Genomic DNA, 915 nt, shown 5'->3' on the forward strand with positions numbered 1-915 from the left:
TCATCATGCAGTGTAAACCGACAGACAATTTTGCGAAATTAATGCAGTTTCAAGTGGATAGGGCCCGTGAAACTTATCGTGAGGCTATGTTGCTTTTGCCGACTGCGGATAAGAAATCGCAAAAAGTCGGCCTGATTATGGCGGCCATTTATTATGCGTTGTTAAATGAAATCGACCGTGATGGTGCGCAAAATGTGTTGACTTACAAAATTGCGATTCCTTCTCCCCGTAAAAAACGTATTGCTTTGAAAACTTGGCTGTTTGGATTTAAACCATGAATATTCGGCGTCCAAAAATTGCTGTGATTGGTGCCGGTTGGGCAGGTTTGTCTGCGGCGGTTTCCCTGATTCAACGAGCTGATATTGCTTTGTTTGAAGCCGGGAGGCAAGCGGGCGGTAGGGCGCGTGCCTTAGCAGGGAAAGATGATGGATTCAGCTTTTTGGATAATGGGCAGCATATTTTATTGGGTGCGTATCATGGTGTTCAAACTTTGATGCAACATATTGGCGTTCAACCTGAATCAGCCTTTTTACGCCAGCCTTTGCAATGGTACATCCATGAGGGATTGCAATTTCAGACGGCCTCTCTGCCTGCGCCTTGGCATTTGCTTGTCGGTATCCTGCTTGCAAAAAATCTTTCCTTTTCATTGAAAATCAAATTGCTGTCGGATATGTCGGCATTGCAGCGGTGGGCAGGCCATCATAAAACTGATTTGACCGTTGCAAAGTGGTTGAGAACACGAAATGTTCCCCGCAGCCTGCTTGGCCAATTTTGGCAACCTTTGGTCTGGGGTGCTTTAAATACGCCGTTAGAACAGGCATCGTTGCGCATTTTATGCAATGTATTGAATGATGGCGTGTGGTCTGAAAAGGCGAACAGCGATTATCTTTTGCCTAAGCAGGATTTAGGGCGGAT

The 915-nt window shown here is 45.8% G+C and carries 2 protein-coding genes; both read left to right on the forward strand.

Annotated elements, in window-relative coordinates:
• Positions 1–278: squalene/phytoene synthase family protein (locus tag ACTHS3_RS15400; RefSeq protein ID WP_440368423.1), on the forward strand; the 278-nt coding region annotated here is incomplete at its 5' end.
• Positions 275–915, forward strand: a 641-nt coding sequence (locus ACTHS3_RS15405) for an FAD-dependent oxidoreductase (RefSeq protein ID WP_440368424.1), incomplete at its 3' end; no start/stop codon positions are given. The genes ACTHS3_RS15400 and ACTHS3_RS15405, both read left to right, overlap by 4 nt.

The sequence above is a fragment of the Neisseria sp. P0009.S007 genome, from assembly GCF_051962515.1.